Source organism: Streptomyces sp. NPDC057136 (genome assembly GCF_042670885.1).
Taxonomy (GTDB): Bacteria; Actinomycetota; Actinomycetes; order Streptomycetales; family Streptomycetaceae; genus Streptomyces.
Map to the genome: position 1 here is coordinate 79,083 of NZ_JBHUUV010000005.1, position 22,477 is coordinate 101,559.

Annotated in this window: 20 protein-coding genes and 1 pseudogene; 5 read left to right on the plus strand and 16 right to left on the minus strand. The window is 69.4% G+C overall.

The window, feature by feature from the left end; translation table 11 throughout:
- Position 1: 1 nt before the first annotated feature.
- The gene (locus ACFT7S_RS08470) at positions 2–451 is read right to left on the minus strand and encodes a DUF948 domain-containing protein (RefSeq protein WP_382729216.1); all 450 of its coding nucleotides are present in this window, start codon (positions 449–451) and stop codon (positions 2–4) included.
- 218 nt (positions 452–669) lie between these two features.
- Between ACFT7S_RS08470 and ACFT7S_RS08475 the strand changes: the two genes are divergently transcribed.
- Positions 670–2,871, plus strand: a complete 2,202-nt coding sequence (locus ACFT7S_RS08475; RefSeq protein WP_382728749.1) for an ATP-binding protein — start codon at positions 670–672, stop codon at positions 2,869–2,871.
- Between the two features lie 14 nt (positions 2,872–2,885).
- Here the strand turns inward: ACFT7S_RS08475 and rpsD are convergent, their stop codons facing one another.
- Complete coding sequence (gene rpsD, locus ACFT7S_RS08480) at positions 2,886–3,500, minus strand: 30S ribosomal protein S4 (protein ID WP_018960518.1); 615 nt, start codon at positions 3,498–3,500, stop codon at positions 2,886–2,888.
- A 193-nt stretch (positions 3,501–3,693) separates the two neighbouring features.
- Here rpsD and ACFT7S_RS08485 point away from each other — a divergent pair, with 193 nt between their 5' ends.
- Positions 3,694–4,395: a DUF2470 domain-containing protein gene (locus tag ACFT7S_RS08485; RefSeq protein WP_382728753.1), complete on the plus strand. Its 702-nt coding sequence runs from the start codon at positions 3,694–3,696 to the stop codon at positions 4,393–4,395.
- Between the two features lie 31 nt (positions 4,396–4,426).
- Here the strand turns inward: ACFT7S_RS08485 and ACFT7S_RS08490 are convergent, their stop codons facing one another.
- Both ACFT7S_RS08490 and ACFT7S_RS08495 read right to left on the minus strand, forming a co-directional pair.
- The gene (locus tag ACFT7S_RS08490) at positions 4,427–5,812 is read right to left on the minus strand and encodes a replication-associated recombination protein A (RefSeq protein WP_382728755.1); all 1,386 of its coding nucleotides are present in this window, start codon (positions 5,810–5,812) and stop codon (positions 4,427–4,429) included.
- 44 nt (positions 5,813–5,856) lie between these two features.
- Positions 5,857–6,492: a vitamin K epoxide reductase family protein gene (locus tag ACFT7S_RS08495; RefSeq protein WP_382728758.1), complete on the minus strand. Its 636-nt coding sequence runs from the start codon at positions 6,490–6,492 to the stop codon at positions 5,857–5,859.
- Positions 6,493–6,627: 135 nt separating this feature from the next.
- Between ACFT7S_RS08495 and ACFT7S_RS08500 the strand changes: the two are divergent.
- Positions 6,628–7,027 (plus strand): annotated as a pseudogene (locus tag ACFT7S_RS08500) (ATP-binding cassette domain-containing protein); the annotation flags it as partial.
- A gap of 112 nt (positions 7,028–7,139) precedes the next feature.
- Here ACFT7S_RS08500 and hisS read toward each other — a convergent pair.
- The gene (hisS, locus tag ACFT7S_RS08505; protein WP_382728761.1) at positions 7,140–8,414 is read right to left on the minus strand and encodes a histidine--tRNA ligase; all 1,275 of its coding nucleotides are present in this window, start codon (positions 8,412–8,414) and stop codon (positions 7,140–7,142) included.
- 14 nt (positions 8,415–8,428) lie between these two features.
- Positions 8,429–9,115, minus strand: a complete 687-nt coding sequence (locus tag ACFT7S_RS08510) for an MBL fold metallo-hydrolase (RefSeq protein ID WP_362840153.1) — start codon at positions 9,113–9,115, stop codon at positions 8,429–8,431.
- A 148-nt stretch (positions 9,116–9,263) separates the two neighbouring features.
- Here ACFT7S_RS08510 and ACFT7S_RS08515 point away from each other — a divergent pair, with 148 nt between their 5' ends.
- Both ACFT7S_RS08515 and ACFT7S_RS08520 read left to right on the plus strand, forming a co-directional pair.
- The gene (locus ACFT7S_RS08515) at positions 9,264–10,049 is read left to right on the plus strand and encodes a peptidylprolyl isomerase (RefSeq protein ID WP_382728765.1); all 786 of its coding nucleotides are present in this window, start codon (positions 9,264–9,266) and stop codon (positions 10,047–10,049) included.
- A 190-nt stretch (positions 10,050–10,239) separates the two neighbouring features.
- Positions 10,240–11,469, plus strand: a complete 1,230-nt coding sequence (locus tag ACFT7S_RS08520; RefSeq protein WP_382728768.1) for a DUF349 domain-containing protein — start codon at positions 10,240–10,242, stop codon at positions 11,467–11,469.
- A gap of 108 nt (positions 11,470–11,577) precedes the next feature.
- Here the strand turns inward: ACFT7S_RS08520 and ACFT7S_RS08525 are convergent, their stop codons facing one another.
- The 10 genes from ACFT7S_RS08525 to pdxT form a co-directional block, all read right to left on the minus strand.
- The gene (locus ACFT7S_RS08525) at positions 11,578–14,253 is read right to left on the minus strand and encodes a RelA/SpoT family protein (RefSeq protein WP_382728770.1); all 2,676 of its coding nucleotides are present in this window, start codon (positions 14,251–14,253) and stop codon (positions 11,578–11,580) included.
- 172 nt (positions 14,254–14,425) lie between these two features.
- Positions 14,426–14,977, minus strand: a complete 552-nt coding sequence (locus ACFT7S_RS08530; RefSeq protein WP_382728773.1) for an adenine phosphoribosyltransferase — start codon at positions 14,975–14,977, stop codon at positions 14,426–14,428.
- Positions 14,974–16,086, minus strand: coding sequence for a protein translocase subunit SecF (secF, locus tag ACFT7S_RS08535; RefSeq protein WP_382728776.1), 1,113 nt, complete (start codon positions 16,084–16,086; stop codon positions 14,974–14,976). Before secF ends, ACFT7S_RS08530 begins: the two co-directional genes overlap by 4 nt.
- Position 16,087: 1 nt before the next feature.
- Positions 16,088–17,833 (minus strand): protein translocase subunit SecD, encoded by a 1,746-nt coding sequence (secD, locus tag ACFT7S_RS08540; protein ID WP_382728779.1) that lies wholly within the window; start codon positions 17,831–17,833, stop codon positions 16,088–16,090.
- A 147-nt stretch (positions 17,834–17,980) separates the two neighbouring features.
- The gene (gene yajC / locus ACFT7S_RS08545; RefSeq protein WP_382728782.1) at positions 17,981–18,451 is read right to left on the minus strand and encodes a preprotein translocase subunit YajC; all 471 of its coding nucleotides are present in this window, start codon (positions 18,449–18,451) and stop codon (positions 17,981–17,983) included.
- 165 nt (positions 18,452–18,616) lie between these two features.
- Entirely contained in the window at positions 18,617–19,711 is a 1,095-nt protein-coding gene (ruvB, locus tag ACFT7S_RS08550; protein WP_382728785.1) for a Holliday junction branch migration DNA helicase RuvB, read from the minus strand.
- A 68-nt stretch (positions 19,712–19,779) separates the two neighbouring features.
- Entirely contained in the window at positions 19,780–20,406 is a 627-nt protein-coding gene (gene ruvA, locus ACFT7S_RS08555; RefSeq protein WP_382728788.1) for a Holliday junction branch migration protein RuvA, read from the minus strand.
- Positions 20,403–20,936, minus strand: a complete 534-nt coding sequence (ruvC, locus tag ACFT7S_RS08560; protein ID WP_382728791.1) for a crossover junction endodeoxyribonuclease RuvC — start codon at positions 20,934–20,936, stop codon at positions 20,403–20,405. The genes ruvA and ruvC overlap by 4 nt, the downstream gene beginning before the upstream one ends.
- A gap of 132 nt (positions 20,937–21,068) precedes the next feature.
- Positions 21,069–21,821, minus strand: coding sequence for a YebC/PmpR family DNA-binding transcriptional regulator (locus ACFT7S_RS08565; protein WP_382728794.1), 753 nt, complete (start codon positions 21,819–21,821; stop codon positions 21,069–21,071).
- A 61-nt stretch (positions 21,822–21,882) separates the two neighbouring features.
- Complete coding sequence (gene pdxT, locus ACFT7S_RS08570; protein ID WP_382728797.1) at positions 21,883–22,476, minus strand: pyridoxal 5'-phosphate synthase glutaminase subunit PdxT; 594 nt, start codon at positions 22,474–22,476, stop codon at positions 21,883–21,885.
- Between the last annotated feature and the right edge of the window lies 1 nt (position 22,477).

Sequence of the window (22,477 nt, forward strand, 5' to 3'; positions counted from 1 at the left end):
GTCAGTCCTTCTGTCCGCGGGAACTTCGGCTGTTCCGCTTCTTGCCTCGGGCGGATGGCACTGTACGGCCGACGATCACCGTACGACGGGAGGGCCGTCGAGCCGGTTCCGCTTCGGGAGCGGACCTGCGGCCGATCGCCTGCCGTACCCCATAGCCGAAGGCGGCGACCTTGACGAGCGGGCCGCCGAAGGCCGATGCGACGGTGGTGGAGAGCGCGGAGGCGTTGGAGGTGACCTCCTGGACGTCCGTCGCGATCGCGTCGACCTTGTCGAGCTGGGTCTGCGCGGAGCGGACCGTCGCGGACGCGTCGGCGAGCAGCGGGACGGCCTGCTCGGTCACGTCCGCCACGAGCTTCGTGGTCGCCCTGAGCGTCTGGGCCAGCCTCACCAGCACCACGGCGAGGAACGAAACCAGGATCGCCCAGAAGACGGCCACCAGAATCCCGGCCACCTCTCCACCGGACACAGTGCACCGCTCTCTGCTTGTCGCCTGCCCCGTTCGGGGCTTGTCTCTGCTCGGCCGGCGACCCCTGTCATCACAGGCAATCGTCGTCCCACGAGCCTATCGCGCCGGGCGTCAGGCCCTGTACCGCATTACCGGTGTGCGGGGCCGGGGTTGCCACAAGGAGATTGTACGGAGAGCATTCGAGCCCGTACTCTGCGTGTTTTATGCGACGCCCTCAGCGCCCCTTCTCCACACCCGACGACTCGGGTTCCCACCCCGCCGCCGTCCGCGGCAATCTGCCCGCGGAACTGAACCGATTCGTGGGCCGCGACGACGAGCTGGCCGAACTGGGGCGCCTGCTGGAGGAGTCCAGGCTGGTGACGGTCGCGGGGGTGGCGGGGGCGGGCAAGACCCGCTGTGTCACCCGGGTCGCCGCGCTGCTGGAGAAATGGTACTTCCACGGTGTCTGGGTCGCCGAGCTCTCCGCCGTCCACGACCCGGAAGTGCTCGAACACGCCCTGGTCGACGCGCTCGGGCTCACCGACCACACCAGCAGACCGCCGCGCGCCACGCTCGTCGAACACCTTGCCGCACGTCAACTCCTGCTCGTGATCGACGGCTTCGACCAGATGACCGAGGCGGTAGCCGAACTCGTACGGGAATTGCTTCGCCGCGTCCCCGGGCTCCGTGTCCTGGCTGCCGGGCGGCGCCCCCTCCGGGTGGACGGCGAGCTGACCTTCCCGCTCGCGCCGATGTCCGAGCGGGACGCGGTGGAGCTGTTCGCCGAGCGGGCCCGCTCGGTGCGGCCCGAGTTCCGGCTGACGGATCACAACCGGGCCGCCGTGCGCGAGCTCTGCCGCCGCCTCGACGGGATTCCGCTGGCGCTCGAGCTGGCGGCGGGACGGCTGCGCGCCCTGTCGGTGGAACAGATCCTGCTTCGCCTCGACGACCGGTTCCGGCTGCTGACCGGCGGCAGCCGCGGCGCTCCGGCCCGCCACCAGACCCTCCATACGGCCATCGGCTGGAGCCACGAGCTGTGCGCGCCGCAGCAGCGGCTGCTGTGGGCACGGCTCTCGGTCTTCGCCGGGCAGTTCGACCTGGAGGCCGTCGAGTACATCTGCAGCGGCCCCGACCTGCCGGCCGACTCGGTGCTCGATGTGCTCGACGAGCTCCTCGCGCAGTCCGTCGTGGTGCGCGAGGACTCGGCAGCCGGCTGCCGCTACCGGCTGCTGGACACCGTGCGCGAGTACGGCGCCGAGTGGCTGACCGCCACCGGGGACACGGAGCGGCTGCGCCGCAGGCACCGGGACTGGTTCCTGGGGCTCGCGACCTGGTGCGAGCTGGACTGGTTCAGTCCGCGGCAGGGCGAGGTGGCGGCCCGTATCGACAGTGAACTGCCCAATCTCCGGCGGGCGATGGAATGCTCCATGGCGAGTCCCGACGAGGTCCATCTCGCCCGGTATCTGGCTGGCACCCTCTGGTTCTACTGGGTCGGCTGCGGCCGGCTCACGGAGGGGCGGCACTGGCTGGACCACGTACTGGAGGAGGAATCGCCGTACGACGCGTCCCGGCTGAAGGCGCTGTGGGTGCTCGGGTACGTGGCCGTGCTCCAGGGGGACGCGGTCGGTGCCGTGTCCGCGCTCCACGAGTGCCGGGAGGAGGCCGAGCAGGCGGGCGACGCGGCGGCCGTGGCGTACGCGGTGCACCGGATGGGCTGCCTGGCGCTCGTCACGGACGACATGGTGCGGGCCGAGGATCTGCTGCGCGACGCGCTGGGGCGCTACCGGGAGGCCGGTGAGCTCAACAGCAATGTGCTGATGGGCCAGGTCGAGCTGGCGATGGCAGTGGCCTTCCTCGGTGACCTGGACGGCGCGGTCGCGATCTGCGAAGAGGTCAGGGAGATCTGCGAGGACCACGGGGAGCGGTGGGCGCTCGCCTACGCGCTGTACGTGCTGGCGTACGCGGCCCTGCAGCGGGGGGAGACCAGCCTCGCCCGACGGATGCTCGTGGAGTGCCTGGGCATCGGCCGGACCTTCCACGATCTGCTCGGAACCGTGCTGACGCTGGAGCTGCTGGCCCTGGTCACCGCGGTCGACGGGGACGCGGCCGAGGCCGCCGTACTGCAAGGGGCCGCCGGGCGGATCTGGCCTTCGGTGGGCCTGCCGCTGTTCGGTTCGGCCTATTACGGGCTGCCGCGGACCCAGTGCGAGGAGCGTGCCCGCGGGGAGCTCGGCGAGGAGACGTACGAAGCGGAGCGGCGTGCGGGTGAGCGGCTGAGCCTGGACGCGGCCGTGTCGAGGGCGCTGGCCGGCAGGGCGCAGGGCCGGCCGGGTCCGGCGGGGACCGCCATGCTTCCGGCGCCGGGGGGAACGCGAAGGCCCGCCGCCTCCCGGACAACAGGGAGGGGCGGGCCCGAGCTCGGTTGAGAGCTACGCCTGGATCAGCGGGCGTAGTACTCGACGACGAGCTGCTCGTCGCAGATAACCGGGATTTCCTTGCGGTTCGGGTCCCGGTCCAGGCGGAAGGCCAGGGCCTTCAGGTTCACCTGGAGGTAGCGCGGGGTCTCACCGTCGGTGTCGTAACCACCCTCGCGGGCCACCTGGAAGGGGACCTTGGAGCGGCTGCGCTCGCGGACCATCACGACGTCGTCGGGACGGACGCGGAACGACGGCTTGTCGACCTTGCCACCGTTGACCTCGATGTGGCCGTGAACGACCATCTGGCGGGCCTGGTAGATGGTGCGGGCGATGCCCGAACGCAGGACCAGGGCGTCGAGGCGACGCTCGAGCTCGACGACCAGCGCCTCGCCCGTCTTGCCTTCGGCCTTCTTGGCACGGTCGTAGGCGCGCGCCATCTGGCGCTCGCTGATGTCGTACTGCGCGCGGAGGCGCTGCTTCTCGAGCAGACGGACCTTGTAGTCCGAGTTCTGCTTGCGGCCACGGCCGTGCTCGCCCGGCGGGTACGGCCGAGCTTCGAAGTACTTGACAGCCTTCGGCGTCAGAGCGATGCCGAGGGCACGCGACTTCTTGACCTTGGGACGCGACTGGTTAGGCACGTTCTCCAGACCTCCGTTGTAGGTTAAGTTAGGTAAGGCTTACCTTACTCAAGGAGATCGCATGTCTCGCCCTGGGAACACCACAGACGTCACGGACAACACAGACAGCGGCGGCGCGCACGAGGGCGCCGCTACGACGGAAGGCCGATCTGATCGTGGTCAGCCGCGTCCCAGCGGGCTTGAAAACACTCGGATGCCGTCAGCAGCCGAGCGCACACGAACTCTCGTACAGAGTACCTGCTCCGCGGCACTGGTCGTACCGGGGCTCGATGTGCCCTGCCCCGACCACCTGGTGCCCAGCTCCCGCAGCGTAGGTCCCGACGGTGATCTGTTCCTCGAATTCCCCGCCGGCTCCCCGGCCGTACGGGCCGCGACGCGCGCCCAGGGCGACGAACTCACCGCCGTACTGGAGCTCACTGATGTCGCGCCGGTCTCCGTCCCCCACCGTATCCGTGGCCGCGCCTGGGTCTCCGGCTGGCTCACCGCCGTACCGGGACCGGCGCAGCCCGGCCGGATGATGCTGCGGCTGGAGATGGCCGAGGCGTACGTCGATGATCTGTGGGGGGCACAGGACGTCGAGCCCGACGCGTTCCGCGACGCCGCTCCGGACCCGCTCGTCGTGCACGAGACGGAACTGCTCCAGCATCTGCACGCGGCGCACGGCGAACAGATGGGGATGCTCTGCGCGCTGCTGGGCGAGCGCACGACCTGTGACTGCGCGGCCCATCGGCCCTCCGCCGTCCCGGTGGCACTCGACCGCTTCGGTCTGCGGGTGCGCTTCGTCGAGGAGCAGGGTTCGTACTTCGACGCGCGCTTCGAATTTCCCGAGCCCGTGCGGGACGTCGTCGAGCTGCGCCGTGCCATGTACACCCTCTTCGAGGCGGCGTCGTGCTGACCCGCCATCGGCCGGTCCCGGGCGGGGCCGGTCAGGCCGGACCCGGACTCTCGGCCGCGCCGTCGGAGCCGGCTCTGCCGAGCCGCTCCCTGACCCGGTCCGCCACGTCGGCATAGCGCGCCTCCGCGCCGTATCGCGTGGGTGTGTAGTAACGCTTGTCGCGCACGGCGTCCGGGGCGTACTGCTGGGCGGCGATGCCACCCGGGACGTCATGGGGGTAGACATAGCCCTGGGCGTGGCCCAGCTTGGCCGCGCCCTTGTAGTGACCGTCGCGCAGATGGGCCGGAACGGGGCCCGCGAGCCCCTTCCGTACGTCCTCCTGGGCGGCGGAGATCGCCAGCGTCGCCGCGTTGGACTTCGGGGCCAGCGCCAGCGCGATGGTGGCGTGGCTGAGGGTGAGCGCCGCCTCAGGGAAGCCGATCATGGCCACGGCCTGGGCCGCCGCGACCGCCGTGGGCAGTGCCGTCGGGTCGGCCAGACCGATGTCCTCGCTGGCGGAGATCATCAGCCGCCGGGCGATGAAACGGGGGTCCTCCCCCGCCTCGATCATCCGGGCCAGATAGTGCAGTGCCGCGTCCACGTCGGAGCCGCGGATCGACTTGATGAGGGCGCTCGCCACGTCGTAGTGCTGGTCGCCGTCCCGGTCGTACTTCACGGCGGCCCGGTCGACGGTGTCCTCGACGGTCTGGAGGCTGATCTCCTGCTCGTGCGTGGCCAGTGCGGCACCGGCCGCCGCCTCCAGCGCCGTCAGTGCCCGGCGGGCGTCGCCTCCCGCGATGCGCAGCAGATGGGCCTGCGCGTCCTCGGCCAGCGTCACCGCGCCGCCGAGCCCGCGCTCATCCGTCAGGGCGCGGGTGATCAGCGCGAGCAGGTCGTCGTCGGTCAGCGGCTCCAGGGTGAGGAGCAGGGAGCGCGAGAGCAGGGGAGAGATGATCGAGAAGTACGGATTCTCGGTGGTGGCCGCGATCAGCGTCACCCAGCGGTTCTCCACCGCCGGGAGGAGCGAGTCCTGCTGGGCCTTGGAGAAGCGGTGGATCTCGTCGAGGAAGAGGACGGTCTCCTTGCCGAAGCCGCCGGTGGCGCGGCGCGCGCCCTCGATGACGGCGCGGACCTCCTTGACGCCCGCGGTGATCGCCGAGAGCTCCACGAAGCGCTTGTTCGTCGCCTTGCTGACCACGTACGCCAAGGTCGTCTTGCCGGTGCCCGGCGGGCCCCAGAGGATCACCGAGGACGGTCCTGCGGGGCCCCCGCTGCCCTCGCCCACGAGGCGGCGCAGGGGTGAGCCCGGCTTGAGCAGGTGCTGCTGGCCGACGACCTCATCGACCGTACGGGGACGCATCCGCACAGCGAGCGGGCTGGCGGACGGGTCCTTCTCCTGGCGGTCTTCGGCGGCTGCGGTAAAGAGATCGGGCTCCACGCTGTGAAGCCTATGTCACCCCACTGACAGTGCCGCCGGGCCCGTCAGCTGGTCCAGAAGTCCCACCAGCGGGTCAGGATCAGCATGCCGATGACGCCGATCCAGAGGACCGGCGGCACCCAGTGGAACTCCAGCAGACTGTTCCGCAGCCAGCGGGGAGCGGGCAGGACGCGGTGCTTGATGTTGTGCGTGGTGACGTAGCAGAACATGACGATCGTGGCGACCCAGGCCAGGCAGCACCACAGGCAGAGCGAATTGATGTTGTAGAGCGACTGGTACTGGAGCCAGGTGCAGAAGCCGACGCCGAACAGCGTGCCCGCGTTGAGGCCGAGCCAGAACCAGGGGCGGAAGCGGGCGCCGGCCAGCAGCCCCATTCCGATGCAGATCACCATCGCGTAGGTGACGAGTCCGAGCATCGGGTTGGGGAATCCGAAGGCGGACGCCTGGTCGCTCTTCATGATGTTGCCGCACGCGACGACCGGGTTGAGGCTGCACCCCGGGGTGAAGCTGGGGTCTTCGAGCAGCTTGAACTTGTCGATGGTGATGACCCAGGCGGCGAGAAGTCCGGCCGCACCGGTGATCACCAGGAGCAGTGCCAGCGCGCGGCTGCCCCCGATGGTCCTCTTCCCACCGTCCTCCGACTGGTCCGAGGAGGGGTGATCTACCGCTGCAGTCGTCATATCGCCGTTCCGTCACTGAGTAGCCAGCTGGGCACCGTCATTGTGCCGCACCGCCTGTGCCGTCAACCGTTCGATGGACACACGTGTGTCCACACGGTCGGCACGGAACGTGCGGCTCCGCGGGACGCTCGGTCCATGACAGAACTCGCAGTCGAAGTCCGCGGACTGCGCAAGCGCTACGACCCGGTGACCGCGGTGGACGGTCTGGACCTGCGGATCATGCCTGGTGAGGTGTTCGGAATCCTCGGGCCCAACGGGGCGGGGAAGAGCACCACGGTCGAGATTCTCCAGGGCCACCGGAGCAGGGACGAAGGGACGTACGGGTCCTCGGCACCGACCCGGCCGTCGCGGACGCCGTCATCGTTCCCGGGTCGGTGTCGTCCGGCAGGATGAATCGGCGCCCGCCGAGTTGACGGTCCGCGAGGCCGTGACGCACTTCGCCCGCTACCACCCCCGGCCGCGCGACGCCGGGGACGTCATCGGTCTGGTCGGTCTGGAGCGGCCGCCGCGCTCTTCGCTCCGGCTCTGCCCTGGTATCTGTGCACCGGCCGCTACCCGTTGGCGGCGGTGACGCGAGCCATGCGGTACGGCTTGCTGTGAGGGGTGGGGCGGGGCGCCTCCGCGGGCCCCGCCCCCTCCCTCGGGCCTCACTCGCCCGACGCGCTCAGCTTTCCGCGGATCGCCTCGGTCACGTCCGCCAGAGCGACCGCTTCCTGCTCGCCCGACTCCATGTCCTTGAGCTGGACGTTGCCCTCGGCCAGGTCGCGCTCGCCCGCGACGATCGTGAACCGCGCACCCGAGCGGTTCGCGCTCTTCATCGCGCCCTTCAGGCCGCGGCCGCCGAACGCGAAGTCCGTCGCCACACCCTCGCGCCGCAGCTGCGTGACGATGCCGAAGAGCACCCGGCGGGCCTCCTCGCCGAGCGGGACCGCGTACACGCTGGTGGTGGCGGGGATGGGCAGTTCGACGCCCTCGGCCTCCAGGGCGAGAACCGTACGGTCCACGCCGAGAGCCCAGCCGACGGACGGCAGCGCGGGGCCGCCGATCATCTCGGACAGGCCGTCGTAGCGGCCGCCGCCGCCCACCGCGGACTGCGAGCCCAGGCCGTCGTGGACGAACTCGAAGGTCGTCCGCGTGTAGTAGTCGAGGCCGCGGACGAGCTTCTCGTCGTCCTCGTACACCACGCCGGCCGCCGTCAGCAGGCTGCGGACCTCCTCGTGGTACGCCTTGCAGGCGTCGCAGAGGTAGTCGCGCAGCATCGGGGCGCCGCCGAGCTGCTTCTGGACGTCGGTCCGCTTGTCGTCGAGCACCCGGAGCGGGTTGATCTCGATGCGCCGGCGGGTCTCCTCGTCCAGATCCAGGTCGCGGAGGAAGCCCTGGAGCGCCTCGCGGTAGACGGGGCGGCACTCCTTGTCGCCCAGCGAGTTCAGCAGGATGCGGAACTGCGTGAGGCCCAGCGAGCGGTACGCCTGATCGGCCAGGATGATCAGCTCGGCGTCCAGCGCCGGGTCCTCGGTGCCGATGGCCTCCGCGCCGACCTGCGAGAAGTGGCGGTAGCGGCCCGCCTGCGGCCTCTCGTAGCGGTAGTACGAGCCGGAGTACCAGAGCTTGACGGGGAGGTTGCCCGCCTTGTGGAGGTTGGCCTCCAGTGCGGCGCGCAGCACGGACGCGGTGCCCTCGGGGCGCAGTGCGAGCTTGTCGCCGCCCTTGGTCTCGAAGGCGTACATCTCCTTGGACACGATGTCGGTGGACTCACCGACACCGCGGGCGAAGAGGTTCACGTCCTCGAACCCGGGCGTCTCGATGTAGCCGTAGCCGGAGTTGCGCAGGGGGGCGGAGATGGCCTCACGCACCGCCAGGAACTTCGCGGAGCGCGGCGGGGTCAGGTCGTACGTGCCCTTGGGGGCCTGGAAGGTACTCACAGGTTTCTCTCTCGTCACATTCCTCGGCGGGGCGCGTCCATACCGTGCAGATATGGATTGGAGGCGCGCTCGCGGCCGATGGTCGTCTGGGGGCCGTGGCCGGACAGCACCACAGTCGAGTCGTCGAGCGGCAGGCACACGCGGGCCAGCGACTCGAGCAGCTCGGCGTGGCTGCCGCCGGGCAGGTCGGTGCGTCCGACGGAGCCGGCGAAGAGCAGGTCGCCCGAGAAGAGAACCTGCGGAACATCCGCGGCCTCGGGCATCCTGAACGTCACCGACCCCTTGGTATGGCCGGGCGCATGCGCGACACCGAACTCCAGACCGGCCAGTTTCAGCACGGCACCGTCGGTCAGTTCCTTGACGTCGTCCGGTTCGCCCACGGTCAGCTCGCCCATGAGAGGCATACCGAAGGATCGGCCGAGGGCCTTCTCCGGGTCGCTCATCATGTACCGGTCCTCCGGGTGGATCCAGGCAGGGACGTCATGGGCGCCGCACACGGGGACGACCGAGGCGACATGGTCGATGTGGCCATGGGTGAGGACGACGGCGACGGGCTTGAGCCGATGCTTCTTCAGCGTCTCCTCGACACCCTGGGCAGCCTGATGCCCGGGATCGATGATCACGCACTCCTCGCCTGCGGCGGGGGCGACCAGGTAGCAGTTGGTCCCCCAGGCCCCGGCGGGGAACCCGGCAATGAGCACGATCGTCCTTAATGTTCGTCCGACGGGAGAGGGTGTGGAGACAGATCCAGCAGATCAGAGCCTACCGGCGCTCCTCATCCCACAGCTAACCCATATACGGTACGGGGCAACCCAGGCCGGATCACACGACGTACAAGGAGATCAACCGGTGGTCAGCAGCGATCAGCGGCGGCGGCAGCTCGCCCGCGAGAAGTTCGAGCGGCAGCAGCAGCGCAGGGAGGAAGCCCGCCGGAGGACCAGGCGTCTCACCGTGGTCATCGCGTCCGCGCTGGCCGTGGTGGCGGTCATCGGCGCAGGTGCGTACGTCTCCGTCGGCGACGACGACAAGGACAAGACCGACGCGGCGGCGAGCGCGAGCCCGTCGGCATCGCCCTCCGAGAGCGAGAGTGCCGCGCCGGAGCCCGCCATGAAGATCGACAAATCCGCCACGTACTCGATGTCGCTCAAGACCAGCCAGGGCGACATAGCGTTCACCATGGACGCGGCGAAGACTCCGCACACGACGAATTCCTTCAAGGCCCTCGCGGACAAGGGGTACTTCGACGGTACGAAGTGTCACCGGCTGACCACGGAGGGCATTTTCGTCCTCCAGTGCGGCGACCCCAAGGGCGACGGCACCGGTGGTCCCGGCTACACGATCCCGGACGAGAACCTGACGGCACTGGGCAAGGCGGGCAAGGACGGCACCGTCACCTTCCCCGCGGGCACGGTGGCGATGGCCAACACCGGCCAGCCGAGCACCGGCGGCAGCCAGTTCTTCCTGGTGTACAAGGACACCAAACTGCCGCCCACCTACACGCCGTTCGGCACGATGGACGAGGCCGGGCTGAAGGCCGTCAAGAAGGTCGCCGAGGCGGGCGTCACCGGTGGGGCGGCGGACGGTGCGCCGAAGAAGACCGTCACCGTCGAGAAGGCCGCCGTCGACAAGGGCTGACTCGGCCGGGCGGCCGGCACACCCTGCCACGTGGCCCGGACCGGAGAATTTCGGCCGCGCTGAGTGCGGACAGCCGGGTGGCCGGTCGCCTAGATTGACGTTGTGCAGGGCGGGCGATGCCCGCCCCAGGAAACTGTGGACGATGCCCGGGGGGCGAACCCCCTCGCAGGTATCAGGTGGAGGAGGCGCTGTGAGCAGCGACCCGTGGGGCCGCGTCGATGAGACGGGCACCGTGTACGTGCGTACAGCCGATGGCGAGCAGGTCGTCGGATCGTGGCAGGCCGGGACTCCCGAGGAGGCCCTGGCCTACTTCGAGCGCAAGTACGAGGGCCTGGTGGTCGAAATCGGCCTCCTCGAACGGCGGGTGAAGACCACCGATCTCTCGTCCAAGGACGCGATGGCCGCAATCGATCACCTGCGCAAGCAGGTTGACGAGCATCATGCCGTCGGCGACCTCGCCGCGCTGCGCACCCGGCTGGACGCGCTCGTCGCGACGGTCGACTCGCGGCGCGAGGAGCGCAAGGTCCAGAAGGCGAAGCAGACCGACGAGGCGCGCCATGCCAAGGAGGCGCTCGTCGTCGAGGCCGAGGAGCTGGCGCAGAGCGAGCAGTGGCGCTCGGCAGGCGAGCGGCTGCGCGCGCTGGTGGACACGTGGAAGGGGCTTCCGCGCCTCGACCGCAAGTCGGACGACGAGCTGTGGCACCGCTTCTCGCATGCCCGTTCGGCGTTCTCCAAGCGTCGCAAGGCGCACTTCGCGGCACTGGACGCGCAGCGCGAGGACGCCCGAAAGGCCAAGGAGAAGCTGGTCGCCGAGGCCGAGGCGCTCTCCGGGTCCACGGACTGGGGTACGACGGCCGCCCGGTACCGCGACCTGATGACCGAGTGGAAGGCCGCGGGCCGCGCGCAGCGCGAGTCCGAGGACGAGCTGTGGAACCGCTTCCGCGGTGCGCAGGACGTCTTCTTCGCGGCCCGCAGCGGAGTGTTCGCCGAGCGGGACGCGGAGCAGGGCGAGAACCTCGGGCTGAAGGAGGAGCTCGCCGTCGAGGCCGAGAAGCTGGTGCCGGTGAAGGACCTGAAGGCGGCCAGGGCCGCCTTCCGTGCCCTCAACGAGCGCTGGGAGGCCATCGGCCACGTGCCGCGTGACGCCCGCCCGAAGGTCGAGGGGCGGATGCAGGCGGTGGAGCGTGCGCTCCAGGAGGCCGAGGAGAACGAGTGGCGCCGCTCGAACCCGGAGGCGCGGGCGCGCGCCGAGGGTCTGACCGGTCAGCTCCAGGCGGCCGTGGACAAGCTGCGTAAGCAGATCGACACGGCGCGCACCTCGGGCAACAACGCCAGGGCCGACAAGCTGGCCAAGGAGCTGGAGGGCCGGCAGGCGCTGCTGGACCAGGCGCTGAAGGGCCTGGAGGAATTCAGCGGCTGATTCCGGCCGCTGCGTACGAACTCGCATGAACTCGTACGAACTCGCATGAAAAGAGGGGCTCCTGTACTTCGCGTACAGGAGCCCCTCTCTCGCGATGTGGCTCCCGGGTTATGGCCTGCGGGCCGAGGTCACCCGGTACACGTCGTAGACGCCCTCCACGCCCCGCACGGCCTTCAGCACGTGTCCGAGGTGCTTCGGGTCGCCCATCTCGAAGGTGAAGCGGGAGGTGGCCACCCGGTCCCTGGACGTCTGGACGGCCGCCGACAGGATGTTGACGTGCTGGTCGGACAGGACGCGGGTGACGTCGGAGAGCAGCCGGGACCGGTCCAGTGCCTCGACCTGGATGGCGACCAGGAAGACCGAGGACTGGGTGGGCGCCCACTCGACCTCGAGGATGCGTTCCGGCTGCTGGGACAGCGAGTCGACGTTGACGCAGTCGGCGCGGTGCACCGAGACGCCGCTGCCGCGGGTGACGAAGCCGATGATCGGGTCGCCCGGTACGGGGGTGCAGCAGCGGGCCAGTTTGACCCAGACGTCCTCGACGCCCTTGACGACCACGCCGGGGTCGGCGTTGGCGCGGCGCTTGCTGCGGCCGCGCGAGGGCGGGGCACTCTCGGCAAGGTCCTCGTTGGCCGCGTCCTCGCCGCCGAGCGCCTGGACGAGCTTCTGTACGACGCCGGCGGCGGCGACATGGCCCTCGCCGATCGCCGCGTACAGCGAGGAGATGTCGGGATAGCGCATCTCGTGGGCGAGCGTGACCAGCGAGTCGCCGGTCAGAATCCGCTGGATCGGCAGATTCTGCTTGCGCATGGCGCGCGCGATGGAGTCCTTGCCCTGCTCGATCGCCTCGTCGCGGCGCTCCTTGGAGAACCAGGCGCGGATCTTGTTCCGGGCACGGGGCGACTTGACGAAGCCGAGCCAGTCCCGGGAGGGTCCGGCGCCGGTCGCCTTGGAGGTGAAGACCTCGACGAGGTCACCGTTGTCCAGCGTCGATTCGAGCGGTACGAGGCGCCCGTTGACCCGTGCCCCTATCGTCCGGTGGCCGACCTCCGTGTGGACCGCGTACGCGAAGTCGACGGGGGTGGCGCCGGCGGGCAGCGCTATGACGTCGCCCTTGGGCGTGAAGACGAAGACCTCGTTGCGGGAGAGGTCGAAGCGCAGGGACTCCAGGAACTCGCTGGGGTCCTCGGTCTCCTTCTGCCAGTCCAGGAGCTGGCGCAGCCACGCCATGTCGTTGACGTCCTGGCCGCGGCCGGTGTTCTTGGGCACGTCGGTACGGACCTTGGAGACACCCGCGGAGGGCTCCTGCTTGTACTTCCAGTGCGCGGCGATGCCGTACTCGGCGCGGCGGTGCATGTCGAACGTACGGATCTGGAGCTCGACGGGCTTGCCGCTGGGGCCGATCACCGTGGTGTGCAGTGACTGGTACATGTTGAACTTCGGCATCGCGATGTAGTCCTTGAACCGGCCGGGTACCGGATTCCATCGCGCGTGAACGGTGCCGAGGGCCGCGTAACAGTCGCGGACCGTGTCGACAAGTACACGAATACCCACCAGGTCGTAGATCTCGGCGAAGTCCCGGCCTCGCACGATCATCTTCTGGTAGACGCTGTAGTAGTGCTTCGGCCGTCCCGTGACGGTGGCCTTGATGCGGGCGGCGCGCAGGTCGGACTGGACCTCGTCGGTCACTATGGCGAGGTATTCGTCGCGCTTGGGCGCCCGCTCCGCGACGAGGCGGACGATCTCGTCGTACATCTTGGGGTAGAGGATCGCGAAGGCGAGGTCCTCCAGCTCCCACTTGATGGTGTTCATACCCAGGCGGTGAGCCAGGGGCGCGTAGATCTCAAGGGTCTCGCGTGCCTTCTTCTCCTGCTTCTCCCGCTTGAGATAACGCATGGTGCGCATGTTGTGCAGGCGGTCGGCGAGCTTGATGACCAGGACCCGGGGGTCCTTCGCCATGGCGACGACCATCTTGCGCACGGTCTCGGCCTGCGCGGCCTCGCCGAACTTGACCTTGTCGAGCTTGGTGACGCCGTCGACCAGCAGCGCGACCTGGTCGCCGAAGTCCTTGCGCAGGGTGTCCAGGCCGTACTCGGTGTCCTCGACCGTGTCGTGCAGCAGCCCGGCCATCAGCGTGGCAGGGTCCATGCCGAGCTCGGCGAGGATCGTCGTGACGGCGAGCGGGTGCGTGATGTACGGGTCGCCGCTCTTGCGTTTCTGGCCCCGGTGCCAGCGTTCGGCGACCTGGTAGGCGCGCTCGATCTGGCGCAGCGTCGCCGTCTCGATCTTGGGGTCGTTGGAGCGGACGGTCCGCAGCAGCGGTTCGAGCACGGGGTTGTACGGGCTGGAGCGCTGGACGCCCAGGCGGGCCAGGCGGGCCCGGACACGGTTGGACGATCCACCGGAGCGGGGCACCGCGCCGGCCGGGACGACGGGCTTGGCCGCGGGCTTGGCCGCGGGCTTGGCCGCGGGCTTGGCCGCGGGCTTCGCCGGGGTCTTGGCCGCCTGTCCTGCGGGGGGCGCGGGATTCACGGGCCCGGCCGCCTTCGCGGGCGCGGCCGGCACGTCGGCCGCGGCCGGTGCGTCAGCCGCGGGCTTCGGGGGCTTGGCGGAGTCGGGGGGTCCCGGCTTGGCGTTCGCGGGGTCCGGTGCCTTCCCGCTGTCCGCGGACTCTCGCGCCGCAGGCTTCGGCGTGCCCGCCGGCTGCGCCTTCTCGGGCGTGGCTTGGTCCGCCGCGGGCTTGTCGGGCTGCGGGGCGGCGACTGGCTGGGCCTCGTCTGGCAAGAGCGCTCCTCGTGCGGAACCGGGGTACCCGGAAAGCCCATGGTATCGACCCGGTGGCTGATCGACGCCCGGGGACCGTGGGACCGCTCACAACGCGGGACGGGCACCCGGATGTTCCCGGGTGCCCGTCCTGTGTGTCCGGCTGTCGTACGCCGGCCGGTCCTGCCGTCGGTCAGACGGTGATCAGGGCCTCCAGCGGGGCGCCTCGCAGCGCCGGTTCCAGTCGTGCGCGGCCCGGCAGGAAGCCGAGCTCCATGAGGACCGCGACGCCCGCGACCTGGGCGCCGGCCCGCCGGATGAGCCCCAGCGAGGCCTCGGCGGTGCCACCGGTGGCGAGGACGTCGTCGATGACCATGATCCGGTCGTCGGCCGACAGGTCCTCCGCGTGGATCTCGATCTCCGCGGTCCCGTACTCCAGCTCGTAGGCCTGGCTGAGCGTGGCTCCGGGCAGCTTTCCGGCCTTACGGACCGGTACGAAGCCGAGGCCCGCCCGGACCGCGACCGGTGCCGCGAGGATGAAGCCACGCGCCTCCAGACCGACGATCTTGGTGGCGCCATGCCGTACGCACAGCTCCGCGAGGGTGTCGGTCAGCAGCGTGAAGGCCACCGGGTCCGCGAGCAGCGGGGTGATGTCCTTGAACATCACGCCCGGCTTCGGATAGTCGGCGACATCGCGGATGCGGCTGAGCAGCAGGTCGCGGGTGGATTCCGTGGTGCTGGTCATCGACGGTTCCCCGAGGTGCGGCCGTGGCCCCTGGGCTGCTCACGCTGGCCCACGACGGCACCAGCGGTCTCGGTACCCTCGGGGGAGTCGTCCTGGGGCTCGTCGTCACGCTCGTCCTCGGCGGACTCGCCCTTGGCGGCGGCTGCCGCGCGCTTGGCGAGAATCCGCTTCTTCAGCGCCTTCATCTGCGGTTCGCGTTCCTTGAGGTCGGCGACGAGCGGAGTGGCGATGAAGATCGAGGAGTACGCACCGGCCGCGAGGCCGACGAAGAGCGACAGCGAGATGTCGTTGAGCATGCCCGCGCCCAGGACACCGCCACCGATGAACAGCAGGCCGGCGACGGGCAGCAGCGCGACGACGGTGGTGTTGATCGAGCGGACCAGGGTGCCGTTGATGGAGCGGTTCGCAACCTCGCTGTAGGTCCAGCGGGTCTGCTTGGTGATCCCCTTCTGGCCCTCCTTGAGGCTGTCGAAGACGACGACCGTGTCGTAGAGGGAGTAACCGAGGATCGTCAGCAGACCGATCACGGTGCCCGGGGTGACCTCGAAGCCCACCAGGGCATAGATGCCGACCGTGATCGTGATGTCGTGGATCAGCGCGACCAGGGCCGCGATGGCCATGCGCCACTCGAAGGCGATGGCGAGGTAGACGACCACGAGGATCATGAAGATCCCGAGACCGGTCCACGCCTTGTTGGCGATCTGCTCACCCCAGCTGGGGCCGACCAGGTCCGCGTTGATCTTCGCCTCGGGCACTCCGAGGTCCTCGGAGAGCTGGGTCTTGATCTGGTCGGCCTTCTCCGTGCCGACCTCGGTGATCTGGATCCGCAGGTTGCCGTTGCCGAGCTCCTGAACAATCGCCTCGTGACCGGAGGCCTCCACCGCACTGTCGTGGGCCTGGGAGACCGAGACCTTGGGCTTCTCGTCGGTCGTGAAGACCGCGCCGCCCTTGAACTCGATGCCCATGTTGAGGCCGCTGACCGCCAGGCCGACGATGGCCGTGATGGTGATCAGGATCGAGACGCCGTACCAGATCTTGCGCTTGCCGATGAAGTCGTAACCGACCTCGCCACGGTAGAGCCGGGCGCCGAGATTGCCGAGTCGCGACATCTCAGGCCTCCTTCGGGTGGTCGGTGGGAGCGGTCATACGGCGCGAGCGGCGCAGCGGCGGCTTGGCGCCGAGCCGCTTCGGGTCCAGACCGGACCACGGGTTACCGCTCGAGAAGAACTTCGTGCGGCCCATCAGCGTCATGACGGGCTTGGTGAAGAGGAACACCACGACGACGTCGAGCAGCGTGGTCAGGCCGAGCGTGAACGCGAAGCCCTGGACCTTGCCGACCGTGACGAGGAAGAGGACCGCGGCGGCGAGGAACGACACGAAGTCGGACACCAGGATCGTGCGCCGGGCACGCGGCCATGCCCGCTCGATGGCCGGACGCAGCGTACGACCCTCACGGATCTCGTCACGAATTCGCTCGAAGTAGACGATGAACGAGTCCGCCGTGATTCCGATCGCCACGATGGCACCGCAGACGGCCGGGAGGTTCAGCGCGAAGCCGATCGCCGGGCCGAGCAGGGCCATGATCGTGTACGTCAGTATTCCGGACACCGCGAGGCTGAAGAGCGCGATGAGCGCCAGACCGCGGTAATAGGCCACCAGGTAGATGACGACCAGCGCCAGACCGATGGCACCGGCGATCAGACCGGCCTCCAACTGCTCGCCACCCAGAGCGGCGGTGACGGTGGTGACCGTGTCTTCGCTGAACGAGAGCGGGAGCGCACCATACGAGAGCACGTTGGCCAGGTCCTCGGCGGACTGCTGGGTGAAGCTGCCGGAGATCTCGGCGCTGCCGCTCAGGGTCTCGTTCACCTGCGGGGCCGAGACGACCTCGCCGTCGAGCGCGATCGCGAACTGGTTCTGCGGGGACTGCTGCGACGACAGCTTCTGCGTGATCGTCTGGAACTTCTTGGAGCCCTTGTCGGTGAACTCCATCGAGACGAGCCAGATGCCCCGCTGCTGGTCGAACTGCGCCTTGGCGTCGTCGACGTCCGTACCGGAGACCTCGGCCGGGCCGAGGATGTACTTGGCGTCGCCCTCGGCGCTGCACGCGACCGTGGGGTCCTCGGGCTTGACTCCCTCACCGGCCTTGACTCGGGCCGCGGCGTCGGTGCAGTCGAGCTCGGTGAACTTCTTCTGCAGCGCGGCGGTGGCCGGGTCGGGCGTCTCCGTGGACGCCGGGGCGTCCGTGGTGCTCGCGCCGGGGGTGGGCGTCGTGTCCTTCTTCAGGGCGTCGGTGACCGCACGGCCCTGGGAGGTGGCACTCGACGAGGGCGTGGCCTTCGAACCGGAAGCGGTCTCCTCGTCGCCTGCCTTCGCGCTGGGCGTGGCCTTGGACGTGCTCGAACCGGTCGCCGAAGGGCTCTCGGAACCCGTGGGCGTTGGTGTGCCCGCGGTGACCGTGAGCACGGGCCGGAAGTAGAGCTGGGCGGTTGTACCGACCTGTTCCCGGGCCTGCTTGGAGTTCGTCCCCTTGGGGATGTTGACGATGATGTTCTCTTTGCCCTGGGTCTGAACCTCGGCCTCGGAGACACCCAGACCATTGACACGGCGTTCGATGATGCTGACCGCGGTGTCCATGTTGGTCTGATTGATCGCGTCCGGCTTGCCTGGCTGGCTCTTCGCCTTGAGCGTGATCGACGTACCGCCTGCGAGGTCAATACCCAGCCGGGGTGTGGTGTGACCGGACAGGAACATCCCGCCAGCGAGCGCGACCATGGCGATCAGGATCAGAACCAGGGCACGCCCCGGCCTGCTCTGACCGCCCGCCGGCCCTCGGCCCTTCTTCGGTGCTGCCACCTTCTCGTTTCTCCCTGTCCAACCGCCCCGCGCCGGGTACGCGCCCGAGCGGCCACGAAGTGATGTGGGGACCTGCCCCCCGCAGAAGACCGCACGCTCCGTCGGACGCCGCGTACCTGTAGGCGCGCGACGCCCCCGGATCGTGAATTACTTCGTGTCGCCCTCGACGTCGCCCTTGGCGTCCTTCGGGTCGACGTCCTTGTCCTCGGCGTCCTCGGCCTCGGCCTTCTTGCCCAGGTCGATCTTCGCGTCGTCCGAGGCGTCGGCGTCGGAGTCCGTGGTGAGCGAGGAAGCGTCGTCGGGCACGATCGCGCCCTCGGCCTTCAGGTCCTCGTCGTCGCCGTGGACGATGCGGTTGTACTCCGCGTCGTCGAGGACGGCACCGATCGAGTTCTTCGCGTAGATGGCGTGGACGCCGGGCGCCACCTCAAGGAGGACCGTGTCGTCGTGCAGCTCCTTGACGGTGGCGTACATGCCCCCGATCGTCCGGACGCCGGTGCCGGGCTGCATGTCGTTGCGCATCTGCGCAGCGGCCGCCTGCTTCTTCTTGGCGGACCGGGTCATCAGGAACATGGCCCCGATGAGCACGATGAAGGGGAGGAGAGTCACGATATTCACGGGACGGAAATTCCTTCGCACGACCGCGTTGGAATGCGGCCTGGTCTACGGGGGTGGGTACACCGACCTGTACGGGCGGCATCGGCGGAGTCTAAGCGAGTCCGCATCATTGGAACAACGCCCAGCATGGCACCGTCGTTCCGCTTCGGGCCAACCTGTGATTCATCACGCCCCGAACAGGCCCTGTTGTCCCTTTCCGCCTTGCTGTGGCGGAACGAGGCCCAGATGTGCCCATGCCGCGGGGGTGGCGACCCGGCCGCGCGGGGTCCTCGCCAGCAGTCCTTCGCGTACGAGAAAGGGCTCGGCGACCTCTTCGACGGTCTCGCGCTCCTCCCCCACCGCGACGGCGAGCGTGGACAGGCCCACGGGTCCGCCGCCGAAGAGTTTCAGCAGGGCGCCGAGCACCGCGCGGTCCAGGCGGTCCAGGCCACGGGCGTCGACCTCGTAGACCCTGAGGGCCGCGGCGGCGATGTCCTGGTCGATCCGGCCGTCGGCCTTGACCTGGGCGTAGTCCCGGACCCGGCGCAGCAGCCGGTTGGCGATACGGGGCGTGCCCCGGGAGCGCCCGGCGATCTCCGCGGCGCCGACCACGTCGATCTCGACGTCGAGGAGGCGGGCGGAGCGGTGGATGACGCGCTCCAGCTCGGCGGGGGCGTAGAACTCCATGTGCCCGGTGAAACCGAAGCGGTCGCGCAGCGGGGGCGGCAGCAGGCCGGCGCGGGTGGTGGCGCCGACCAGGGTGAAGGGCGGCAGTTCCAGGGGGATCGCCGTGGCGCCGGGGCCCTTGCCGACGATGACGTCGACCCGGAAGTCCTCCATGGCCATGTAGAGCATCTCTTCGGCGGGCCGTGACATGCGGTGGATCTCGTCGAGGAAGAGGACCTCGCCCTCCTGGAGGGAGGAGAGGATCGCCGCGAGGTCGCCCGCGTGCTGGATGGCGGGGCCCGAGGTGATGCGGATCGGGGCGTTCATCTCAGCCGCGATGATCATGGACAGGGTGGTCTTGCCGAGGCCGGGGGCGCCGGACAGCAGGACGTGGTCGGCGGTGGCTCCGCGGGCGCGGGCGGCCTTGAGGACCAGGTCGAGCTGCTCACGGACCTTCTCCTGGCCGACGAACTCGTCGAGGTCCTTGGGGCGCAGCGCCGCTTCGACCGCGGTGTCCTCGCCGTCGGCCCCGGCGTCGACCAGCCGGTCGTCCAGCTGGCCGTCGACGAGGTGCGGACGCTCGTCGGTGTCGGGTCCGGTCTCGTCCCAGTTCATTCGGTCAGTCCCGCCTCGGGTGTCTCGGTGCCGGGCCGTGCGGTGCCGGACCGGTGTGGTGCTTGGGTTCAGCGTGCGCGGTTGAGCGTCTGCAGGGCGGCGCGCAGCAGCTGCGGTACGGGCGGCTGGGCGCCCTCCGCGATCGCGGCCTCGGCCTGCGGCGCCACGGCGGCGACCGCCTCGTCGGCCTCGCGGGTCGCGTACCCGAGTCCGATCAGCGCGGCCTGGAGCTGATCGCGCCAGCCCGAGGTGACCGGGGTGCCGATGCCCTGCTGTCCGATGTGGGCGCCGACCGGCTCCCCGAGTCTGTCCTTCAGATCCAGGAGCAGCTTCTGGGCACCCTTCTTGCCGATGCCGGAGACGGCGGTGAGCGCCTTCTCGTCGCCGGTGGCGACGGCGATGCGCAGGGCGTCGGGGCTGTGGGTGGCGAGCATGGCCTGGGCGAGCCGCGGGCCGACGCCGCTGGCGGTCTGAAGCAGTTCGAAGACCTGGCGCTCGTCGTCGTCGGCGAAGCCGTAGAGCGTGAGCGAGTCCTCCCGTACGACGAGGGAGGTCGCGAGCTTGGCCTCCTTGCCGATCCGCAGGCCGGCGAGGATGTGGGGGGTGCACTGGACGGCCATGCCGATGCCGCCGACCTCGATCACGGCCGTGGTAGGGGCGAGGGCGGCCACCGGGCCTGAGACGAAGGCGATCATGCGGTACGGCCTTTCAGGGTGCGATGGGCGGCGACGGCCTGCTGGAGGCGGTTCTGCGCGGGGGCCCGCCAGATGTGGCAGATGGCGAGCGCGAGGGCGTCGGCGGCATCGGCCGGTTTGGGTGGCGCGTCGAGCCGCAGGAGCCGGGTCACCATGGCGCCGACCTGATCCTTGTCGGCACGTCCGGAGCCGGTGACGGCGGCCTTGACCTCACTGGGGGTGTGCAGGGCCACGGGGATGCCGCGCCGCGAGGCGCAGAGCATGGCGACCGCGCTGGCCTGGGCGGTGCCCATCACCGTACGCACATTGTGCTGGCTGAACACCCGCTCCACGGCGACGAATTCGGGCCGGTGCGTGTCGAGCCACTCCTCGATGCCGCGCTCGATGGCGACCAGCCGGTGGCCGAGCTCCGCGTCGGCAGAGGTGCGGACGACACCGACACCGATCATCGTCAGGGGGCGTCCCGCGACGCCTTCGACGACTCCGACCCCGCACCGGGTCAGCCCCGGGTCCACGCCGAGTACACGCATGAAGCGCCCCCTCCCCTCACCGATCGGTCAACTGTTCCCGCAGGCTATCGGCTCGCACTGACAATGCGACGGGCCGACGGGGTGTGTCCCCGTCGGCCCGTCGGCTCCGCCTGTGCGGCGACTGCCCGGATATCAGGCGTCGACCTTCTCCATGACCTCGTCCGAGACGTCGAAGTTGGCGAAGACGTTCTGCACGTCGTCGCTGTCCTCCAGCGCGTCGATGAGCTTGAAGATCTTGCGTGCGCCCTCTTCCTCGAGGTCGACCTGCATGGTGGGCAGGAAGTTGGCCTCGGCGGAGTCGTAGTCGATGCCGGCGTCCTGGAGCGCGGTGCGGACCGCGACCATGTCGGTTGCCTCGCTGACGACCTCGAACGTCTCACCGAGGTCGTTGACCTCCTCGGCACCCGCGTCGAGCACGGCACCGAGGACGTCGTCCTCGGACAGCTCACCCTTGGGGACGATCACGACGCCCTTGCGGTTGAAGAGGTACGAGACCGAACCCGGGTCGGCCATCGAACCGCCGTTGCGGGTCATGGCGACCCGTACGTCGGACGCGGCACGGTTCCGGTTGTCGGTGAGGCACTCGATGAGCACCGCGACACCGTTCGGCCCGTAGCCCTCGTACATGATCGTCTCGTAGTCGGCGCCGCCCGCTTCGAGACCACCACCGCGCTTGACCGCGGAGTCGATGTTCTTGTTCGGGACGGAGCTCTTCTTCGCCTTCTGGATGGCGTCGACGAGCGTCGGGTTGCCTTCGAGGTCGACACCGCCGGAACGGGCCGCGACCTCGATGTTCTTGATCAGCTTCGCGAAGAGCTTGCCGCGCTTGGCATCAATCACGGCCTTCTTGTGCTTCGTCGTAGCCCATTTAGAGTGGCCGGACATCTGCCTTCTCCTTCGCGTCACCAAAATCGATCCGAACCCGAGAGATCCTACCGGGGTCGAGTCAGAGGACTGCGCGCACCATGTCGACGAAGAGTGCGTGAACCCGGTGGTCTCCGGTCAGTTCCGGGTGGAATGACGTGGCAAGGGCGTTTCCCTGCCGTACCGCGACAATGTGACCACCGTGTTCGGCGATGACCTCGGCCTGCGCCCCGACGGATTCGACCCAGGGTGCCCGGATGAACACGCCTTCGACCGGCCCGTCCGCGATTCCGTCGACGTCGACGGCCGCCTCGAACGATTCGTTCTGCCGTCCGAAGGCGTTGCGGCGCACGATCATGTCGATGCCGCCGACGGTTTCCTGGCCCGAGCGCGGGTCGAGGATCTTGTCGGCGAGCAGGATCATGCCGGCACAGGTGCCGTAGACCGGCATTCCGGCGCGTACGCGCTCGCGCAGCGGGTCCAGCATGCCGAAGAGCACGGCGAGCTTGGACATGGTGGTGGATTCGCCGCCGGGTATGACGAGACCGTCGACCTCGGCGAGCTCCTCGGGACGCCGGACCGGCCTGGCCAGGGCGTCAGCCGAGGCCAGGGCGATCAGGTGTTCCCGTACGTCGCCCTGGAGAGCCAGGACTCCGATCACAGGGGTGTCGCTCATC